This window comes from Agromyces sp. P1_H4 (assembly GCF_056405255.1).
Genome location: NZ_JBFUCL010000631.1, coordinates 1 through 562 on the forward strand (window position 1 = coordinate 1; position 562 = coordinate 562).

The 562-nt window shown below is 77.0% G+C and carries 1 protein-coding gene; it reads right to left on the reverse strand.

Going from position 1 to position 562, the window contains the following annotated elements; genetic code table 11:
* Positions 1-9: 9 nt before the first annotated feature.
* On the reverse strand, positions 10-562 hold a 553-nt coding region (locus AC1DY2_RS20495; protein WP_476764083.1), incomplete at its 5' end, for a BadF/BadG/BcrA/BcrD ATPase family protein.

Here is a 562-nt window from a genome sequence, read left to right on the forward strand (position 1 = left end):
CGGCTGGGCCTAGTCGGTCGTCGCGGTCGTGATGTGGGCGGCGAGCGCGCTCGTGGGGACGACGGCGGCGAGCGCGGCAGCGCCGTCGAGCGGATGCGCCTCCGCCACCCGCACGTCGGCCCCGGGCAGTGCCTCGTGCACGGCCGCCGAGAACGCCTCGGCGAGCACGGCTCCCCCGAACACGCCGCCGACCGCGCGGACGCGGGGCGCCGCGGCATCCGCTTCGCCCACTCGTCGAAGACCGGCGATGACGGATGCCGCGAGCTCACGAGCCCCGGCCGTCACGATCGCCAGCGCGACCACGTCGCCATCCGCCGCCGCCTCGGCCACGGGGCGGGCGTAGGCGGCGATGCGCCCGACGCGCTCGGGGTCGGACTGCAGTTCGATGTACGCGCGCTCGAGGTCGGGGAAGTCCGCCACCACGACCTCGGTCAAGGCGGTGGGCCCGCCGCGGCCGTCGTGCGCGCGCATGACCGCGTCGAGCGCGGCGCGCCCGAGCCAGTAGCCGCTGCCCGCGTCGCCCATGAGGTAGCCCCAGCCGTCGACGCGCGCGATGTCGCTG